Source organism: Hydrogenobaculum sp. (assembly GCF_049967395.1).
Classification (GTDB): domain Bacteria; phylum Aquificota; class Aquificia; order Aquificales; family Aquificaceae; genus Hydrogenobaculum.
Genome location: NZ_JBMFST010000058.1, coordinates 1 through 7,056, shown reverse-complemented (window position 1 = coordinate 7,056; position 7,056 = coordinate 1). Strand labels below are relative to the sequence as shown.

At 33.7% G+C, this 7,056-nt stretch carries 8 protein-coding genes; 3 read left to right on the top strand and 5 right to left on the bottom strand.

Annotation, left to right across the window (positions count from 1 at the left end):
- Positions 1-232: 232 nt before the first annotated feature.
- The 5 genes from proB to aspS are packed head-to-tail and all read right to left on the bottom strand — an operon-like array spanning position 233 to position 5,987.
- Entirely contained in the window at positions 233-1,258 is a 1,026-nt protein-coding gene (proB, locus tag ACP5S8_RS07365; RefSeq protein ID WP_461871087.1) for a glutamate 5-kinase, read from the bottom strand.
- A 19-nt stretch (positions 1,259-1,277) separates the two neighbouring features.
- Positions 1,278-1,481 (bottom strand): 50S ribosomal protein L35, encoded by a 204-nt coding sequence (gene rpmI / locus ACP5S8_RS07360; RefSeq protein ID WP_461871086.1) that lies wholly within the window; start codon positions 1,479-1,481, stop codon positions 1,278-1,280.
- Between the two features lie 38 nt (positions 1,482-1,519).
- A complete protein-coding gene (gene infC / locus ACP5S8_RS07355) occupies positions 1,520-2,035 on the bottom strand; it encodes a translation initiation factor IF-3 (protein WP_461871341.1) in 516 nt (171 codons plus the stop codon).
- Positions 2,036-2,064: 29 nt separating this feature from the next.
- Positions 2,065-4,203, bottom strand: a complete 2,139-nt coding sequence (locus ACP5S8_RS07350) for an ATP-dependent DNA helicase (protein ID WP_461876320.1) — start codon at positions 4,201-4,203, stop codon at positions 2,065-2,067.
- On the bottom strand, positions 4,203-5,987 hold the full coding sequence (aspS, locus tag ACP5S8_RS07345) for an aspartate--tRNA ligase (protein WP_461876319.1): 1,785 nt from the start codon (positions 5,985-5,987) through the stop codon (positions 4,203-4,205). The genes ACP5S8_RS07350 and aspS overlap by 1 nt, the downstream gene beginning before the upstream one ends.
- 67 nt (positions 5,988-6,054) lie before the next feature.
- On the opposite strand from aspS, the gene ACP5S8_RS07340 reads away from it, so the two are divergent.
- The 3 genes from ACP5S8_RS07340 to ACP5S8_RS07330 form a co-directional block, all read left to right on the top strand.
- Positions 6,055-6,495, top strand: coding sequence for a hypothetical protein (locus ACP5S8_RS07340; protein ID WP_461876318.1), 441 nt, complete (start codon positions 6,055-6,057; stop codon positions 6,493-6,495).
- Positions 6,496-6,739: 244 nt separating this feature from the next.
- Positions 6,740-6,829: a ubiquinol-cytochrome c reductase iron-sulfur subunit N-terminal domain-containing protein gene (locus tag ACP5S8_RS07335; RefSeq protein ID WP_461876317.1), complete on the top strand. Its 90-nt coding sequence runs from the start codon at positions 6,740-6,742 to the stop codon at positions 6,827-6,829.
- A gap of 27 nt (positions 6,830-6,856) precedes the next feature.
- The coding region (locus ACP5S8_RS07330; RefSeq protein ID WP_461876315.1) for a cytochrome ubiquinol oxidase subunit I at positions 6,857-7,056 on the top strand (200 nt) is incomplete at its 3' end.

Here is a 7,056-nt window from a genome sequence, read left to right as displayed (position 1 = left end):
GATTGTTGCTGATAAACCTATTGGAATGTTTTTGGGTTGTTTTATTATAAGAAACATAGTTAATAGGAATATGGATATGCTTGGTAGTTCTTCTAACATATTTTCTAATATATAAAAAATTTTTTATATATTCAATGACTTTCCTAATATTATTAGAAGATAAAAAATCTAAACATTTTTACTTCACAGAAAATTTAAATTTGAATTTTATTTTATGTTCGGTTTTAGATATTTAAATTGTGTAAATGTCGTCAGTTTTTATAACTTCTTTATTTTTTTTACCTATTATGTTTTTCAGTTCTTTGGAATCGTATTGAATTTTGCCTTTGCCTACAAGTATTTGTTGTTCATCTACTATGCTTACGATATCACCTTTTTTGAATACCCCGTCAAATCCTTTTATGCCTATAGCTAAAAGCGCTTTTCTGTTGGAAATGGCTTTTTTTGCACCTTCGTCTACATAAATTATACCTTTTGAATATTGAGCTAGTTTTATAATATCTTTTGGTTTTAATTTCGTGTTTGAAGAAGCTGGTATTTTTGTGCCCAAGGCTTTGTTGTTGTATATATCTATAAGTTTTTGGCTTTTAGAAGTGATAAAAACTTCCACACCAATTTTTGATGCCATCATAGAAGCTTGAAGCTTGCTCAACATACCTCCACTTCCAAAGGTGCTTTTTGTAGGATTTACCTGTTTAAAGGCTTCTTCAAAATCTTTTACTTCGGCTATAAGCGTTTTCCCATCTTTTGTATATAGCCCACCGGCTGTAGAAAATATTACGAGCTTCGAAGCTTTTGATATGTAAGATACGTATACGCTTAAAAAATCGTTGTCACCAAATATGAGTTCTTCTGTAGCTATGGCATCGTTCTCGTTTATAATGGGTATTATATTGTATTCTAAAAGGCCTTCTATAGTTCTTTGGGCATTTGAGAACATGTTTTGGTTTGTGAAAACATCTGAAGTGATAAGTATTTGGCTTATAACAAGGCTATAGTTTGAAAATATGCTGTCGTATAAGGACATTAGTCTTGATTGACCAACGGAAGCTAAAATTTGCCTTGATAATATTGAATCCGTGTGTATATTTAGTATTTTTTTGCCAGCCATAACGGCGCCAGAGGAAACTATTACAAATTTAATACCTTGCTTTTGAAGGGTTTTTATGTCCTCTGCTATAGAAGATAAAAAGCTGATATCAAAATCCCCTCCCTCTGTAGATAGCACGTTAGAGCCTATTTTTATAACAAAGACCATTGAGTTAAGCTTTAATGGTTTATACGTTTTGAAGTAGCGGTTTTAACTTTCTTTCGACGGTTGGATTTGTGATGAGGGTTTTCTTTCTAAGCCTTCTTTTTCTATCCTTTGGTTTTCTTGTGTTGTAGTGACTGCCGTTCGCTTTAGCCCTTTTGATGTGGCCCTTTGCCGTAATCTTAAACCTTTTTGCCATAGTTCTATTCGTCTTCATCTTTACCTTCATAAAAACCTCCAAACTTAGTTTAAGCTTATTATTATAACTTATTTTTTCTTAGGAAGCAATGTAAAGGTTAAGAAAGCGTTTTCTTTCAGCGGAGGCTTTTCCAAAACACCAACGTCCGCCAATTCGTTTATTATTTTATCAACAAGCTTGTTGCCAAGCTCTGGATATATGTTTTCTCTTCCTCTAAACCTTATACGCACTCTTACCTTATCTCCATCTTCCAAAAACTCTCTCATCTGTTTGATTTTAATAGCCAAGTCGTGATTGTCTATCATGACTTTAAGGTTTATGTCTTTTACGTTTATAGCAGATTCTTTTTGCTTTTTCTTAGCTTCTTTTTCTTTTTTTTGAATCTCGTACTTAAACTTGCTGTAGTTTAAAATCTTACATACAGGTGGATTTGCCTGCGGGGCTATTTCAACGAGATCAAGCCCTTTTCTGTTGGCGGCTTCAAGAGCTTCTTCTATGGGTACTATGCCTATTTGATTCCCATTCTCGTCTATTAGCCTCACTTCTCTTGCCGTAATCTTTTCGTTTACCCTATATTCTTGCAAACTTACCTCTTCTTATTGCAAAGATATTTTTAGTCGCCTCTTTGCTGGCGATAATATATTTTAACTTTTAAGCTTTTAATAAAATTTATAAACTCTTCGTACTTCCATATTCTAGAATCGCATATTATTACTGTGCCTTTGTCTTTTTTGCTTCTTACGAGTCTTCCAAACCCTTGTTTAAACTGTAAAAATGCCTTTTTCCTCGCATAGCTAAAACCGTCCATGTTGTGTTTTTCAAAATACTTCATCCTATGGTAGTTTATAGGATCGGTAGGAGAATCGAAGGGAAGCTTTGCTATAAGAAGGCCTTTTTCACCTTTTAAGTCTATACCTGTCCATACAGAGTCTACGCCCACCAGCACGTTTTTGTCTCCATTTTCTACCATTTCTATAGCTTTTCTTAGCGTTGTTGTATTTTGGAATACGATATCTTCGTCTTTTGGTATGTATTCCATCTGCTCATAGCTTGTTAAAAGCACCAAAACCTTGCTGTAAAATGTTCTTAAGTATCTTAGACTATTTGCCAACTCTTCTTTCCACAAATCTTTGTTCTTCGGTACTATGTTTTTTATTATAAAGTTTACGTCTTCATAGTTGAAGACTGGTTTTAGAGAGTAATATTTTCCTTTAATACCTGTGGTAAGTTCTATAAGATCTTTGTCTAACGTTGCCGATGTCAGTATAACCGCCTTGTAGTTGTCTAGGTCTATTGCGTTTTTAGGGAAAATAGGAAAAGCCTCTATCTTATAGTTGAAATCTTCAAGTTTTTTTGAAAACTCTCTACTTACCACAAAACCTATGATATCTTTATTTTCTTCATCCTCCATATATTTTAAACTGTTGTAAATGTTTGATACACGGTTCGAAATAGATTTGAATTTAGCTATGAGTTTCATAATCTCGTATTCTAACCTGTCTATGGATTCATCGTTAAACCCGTTTTGTAGTTGGCTTGTATCTATGCTAAATCTATTTAAGAATTCATCGTCAAACAGCAAAGAGCTTTCTAAAAAAGCCTTAAACTTTTGACTTATTGTATTTTTGTATTCAAGCCTTTCCATAACCGTTTTAACAACATGGTTTTTTATAACGTTAACGGCTTGTTTTAGCGGTTCGTAAATCATGCTAATCATTGGCTCTACGAAAAAAGCCTCATCCAAAGGTATTGAACTTGGATATTTACCAGTGGCGGAGTTGTGAGTCGTGGTAGACTTGTAAACCGTGGTAGGCTTGTAGGGCGTGGTAGATTTGTAGGCCGTGGCAGATTTGTCAATAGGTTTTTGTTTTTTATCTTCAAAGATGTTTTCAAATAAACTTTTAAATATTCCAAGTATATCTACACTATCAAGCATATTCTTGCTGTCGTTTGGAAGCATATCTCTTATAGATGCTACAAGCCTCATTAGACCGTTGACTGAGAATCCAACGGTAAGAGATTTTACCAAGGCTTCATCAAGTTCATGAGCTTCATCTATTACTAGTATTTTATCTGATTCTTTATCAAAATTTTTTAAGACCAAAAGGCTGTGGTTTATTACCAAAATATCTGCCACTCTTTCTTTGTCTTTTAGCTTTTTATAGTAAAAACAATCCTTTAAGTAAGGACAAGACTTTCTATAGTTAGAATCGCAGTAGTTTTCGTCTATGTTTATATCAGTCCAGACTTCTAATGGGATGTTGGTGAATTCTACATCTCCGTCCCATGTTGAAGATTCTATGAGATTTCTTATATTTTGTGATAAGCTTACTTTTCCAAATATCGTTGTTTGTTTTAGCTCGTTTTCTTTATCGTAAAATCTATCAAGACAAAGGTAATTTCCTTTTCCTTTCAATATAAGATAGTTGATACCTTTGCCAAAGTAATTTTTTCTTGTGGATGATAAAAATTCAAGATCTCTTCGAAGCTGTTCTTGTAGAATTTTTGTTTTAGTGGATATTATCGCTTTTTGATTGTGTTCTATTATAGGTAACAAGTATCCAAAGCTTTTTCCAACTCCGGTAGGAGCTTCTATCAATACGATGTTTTGTCCTTGATTATGAAGATCGTCTAAAATTACATACTGGTCTTCTGAATTTTTGTTTATATATTCTTCGACTATGCTAAACATTTCTTCTTGGCTTTTTCTTTTTTCGTAGCCAAGGTTTAACAACGTTTTGTAAAGTTCCATCAGGTAATTTTTATATGCAGTTCTTTTAACTGTTTGTCTGAGACTATATCTGGAGCACCGGTGAGCAAACAAGTACCTTTTTGAGTTTTAGGAAAAGCTATCACATCTCTTATTGAGTCAAAACCTAGCATCATAGCCATTAGCCTATCAAAACCAAAAGCTAAACCCCCGTGTGGTGGTGCTCCGTATTTTAATGCTTCCAACAAAAATCCAAATTTCATGTTCGCTTCTTCGTCTGATATGTTTAAAATCTTAAATACAAGCTTTTGTACATCTTTGTTGTGTATTCTTATAGAACCTCCTCCTATTTCAACACCATTTAACACAATATCGTATGCCCTTGCACCAATATTTTCACCAATATTAATTATATCTTCTTTGTTTTCTTTGTCAATAATATATCTTATCTTATCCAAGTCTTCTGTTTTTGGAGATGTAAACGGATGGTGCATAGCTTCAAGCCTTCCTTCCTCTTCGTTGTATTCAAACATGGGAAAATCCACCACCCATAGAAACTCAAACTTGGATTCATCTACAAGGTTTAGCATCTTGCCAAGTTGCAATCTTAAGTTTCCAAGTATTTTATATACGTTTTTAGGCTTATCTGCTGAGAAAAATATCATTTCGTTGTCTTTTGCATCAAGCCTTGACAACATCGCTTTCACTTCTTGATCAGTCAAAAATTTCGCTATAGGAGAGTTAAATTCACCATTTTCTACTTTACCCCAAGCGAGCCCCTTAGCACCAAGTCCTTTCACATACTCTGTAAGGTTGTCTATCTCTTTTCTCGATAAAATTTTATTTATCTTTATGGCTTTTATTATACCTTTTTGCTCTAAAGCGCTTTTGAATACGTTGAAATTTGTATTTTTAAATATATCTGTTAAGTCTACAAGCTCCAAGCCAAAACGAGTGTCTGGTTTATCGGAGCCATACCTTTCCATAGCTTCTTTGTAGGTAATCTTTTTAAAAGGTATGTTTAACTCTATGTCTAAAAGCTCCAAAAATAGTTTAGAAAGAAGTTTTTCCGATATTTCCATAATGTCTGATTCTTCTACAAAAGACATTTCAAAGTCTATCTGGGTAAACTCTGGCTGCCTATCAGACCTTAGATCTTCGTCTCTAAAACATCTTGCTATTTGAAAGTATCTATCAAAACCGGATACCATTAATATTTGTTTAAAAAGTTGTGGGGATTGAGGAAGGGCGTAAAACTTACCAGGATGAAGTCTTGATGGTACCAAGAAGTCTCTGGCGCCTTCTGGAGTTGATTTTATTAAAAATGGAGTTTCTATCTCGTAAAAGCCGTTTTCTTCGAAAAAATCCCTTGTTATTTTAAGGGCTTTGCTTCTTGTTTTTATGGCTTTTTGAAACTTTGGTCTTCTTAAATCAAGATACCTATATTTTAATCTTAGCTCCTCTGAAATATCTATGTTATCATCTATGGGAAACGGTAACGTCTCCGATGCGTTTAAAAGCTCAATACGCTCTATTAAAAGTTCTACGTTGCCAGATTTTATTTTTGGATTTTCCGTACCAGATGGCCTTCTTCTTACCAAGCCTTCTACCAATACAACGCTTTCTTCTTTAAAATGTTTTGCTATATCGTAAAGTTCTTTATTTTCCGATTCTTCTAAAACAGCTTGAAGCTTACCCTCTTTATCTCTTAAATCAATAAACAAAACACCACCATGATCTCTTATGGAATCTATCCATCCCGCTAACTTAACGTGTTTTCCTATAAAGCTATCGTCTACTAGGCCTATATACGTGTCTCTTAACATGCTTATATTATATACTAAAAAGACTATATCATTGAAATTTTATTTTGATAGGTATATAATAAATTTTATGTTAAAGCGGGGAGTGGTTGTTTTAGGGCTTTTTGTATTTGGACATTTTGCTTTTTCTAAACCGCTAAAACTTGATATAAAAATACCTTATAAGGATGTAAACTTCAAAACCAATCATCGTGTATACGCCAGCGTATCATCCCCTTTACCAAGAGATGAGAAGCAAAGCGTAGGATTTTCATTCTTTTTCAATAGACTTCCTTCTGTAAGCGCTTTAGTGGACAATATAAAATCTCTTAATTTATCAAAAACTTATCAAGAACCGCCGCCAGAGATATACACCTCTGACATAAGAAGGCATGCTGATTATTACGAAAAAGATATTATTACCAAAAATACATATATAAGACCCACTAACAAAGGTAACGAACTTGTTGAACTTTATCAAAACGATGTTCAATTAGATTTTGGTGTAGCCCTAAACGCTCGTTTCAAATAATTAAAGCACGATTCTAAAAGCTAATATACTTGCGCTATAGTGAAAATTTTTATTTTGAGTTAGTATGTATATACTATTTATCAAATAATAGTTTCACACATATATTTCACAATACTTCTATATTAAGAGTTACTTTTATTTTACTATTATGATATGATATATTTCATTGTTATAAGATAATTTTTAAGTTAAATTAAACTTGTGTAGGTTGGTTGGCGCTAATCGACCTAAGGAGGTTTTGCATATGGAAGCTTCAAGACGTGATTTTCTGGAATATGCAGTTGGTGCATTTGGTGTTATGGCAGCTGTAGGAGTGCTGTATCCTTATACTTGATTAATTTTTTGAAAGGAGGTATAGATTATGGACCTACTTGATTTGTCCAGGTTCCAATTCGCCTTTACGGCGATCAACCATTTTATCTACGTGCCCCTTACGTTGGGGCTCTCTGTATTCATAGCTATAGTCAAGACCATAGCCTACAAAACTAAAGATCCAAAGTACGACAAATTGGCTATGTTTTTGATGAAGCTTTTTGCCGTAAATTTTGCCGCTGGTGTAGC

Excerpts from the sequence above, each read along its gene's own strand:
- rpmI (WP_461871086.1), bottom strand. The coding sequence starts at position 1,481 with ATGAAGGTAAAGATGAAGACGAATAGAACTATGGCAAAAAGGTTTAAG.
- ACP5S8_RS07350 (WP_461876320.1), bottom strand. The coding sequence starts at position 4,203 with ATGGAACTTTACAAAACGTTGTTAAACCTTGGCTACGAAAAAAGAAAA.
- proB (WP_461871087.1), bottom strand. The coding sequence starts at position 1,258 with ATGGTCTTTGTTATAAAAATAGGCTCTAACGTGCTATCTACAGAGGGA.
- aspS (WP_461876319.1), bottom strand. The coding sequence starts at position 5,987 with ATGTTAAGAGACACGTATATAGGCCTAGTAGACGATAGCTTTATAGGA.
- ACP5S8_RS07340 (WP_461876318.1), top strand. The coding sequence starts at position 6,055 with ATGTTAAAGCGGGGAGTGGTTGTTTTAGGGCTTTTTGTATTTGGACAT.
- ACP5S8_RS07335 (WP_461876317.1), top strand. The coding sequence starts at position 6,740 with ATGGAAGCTTCAAGACGTGATTTTCTGGAATATGCAGTTGGTGCATTT.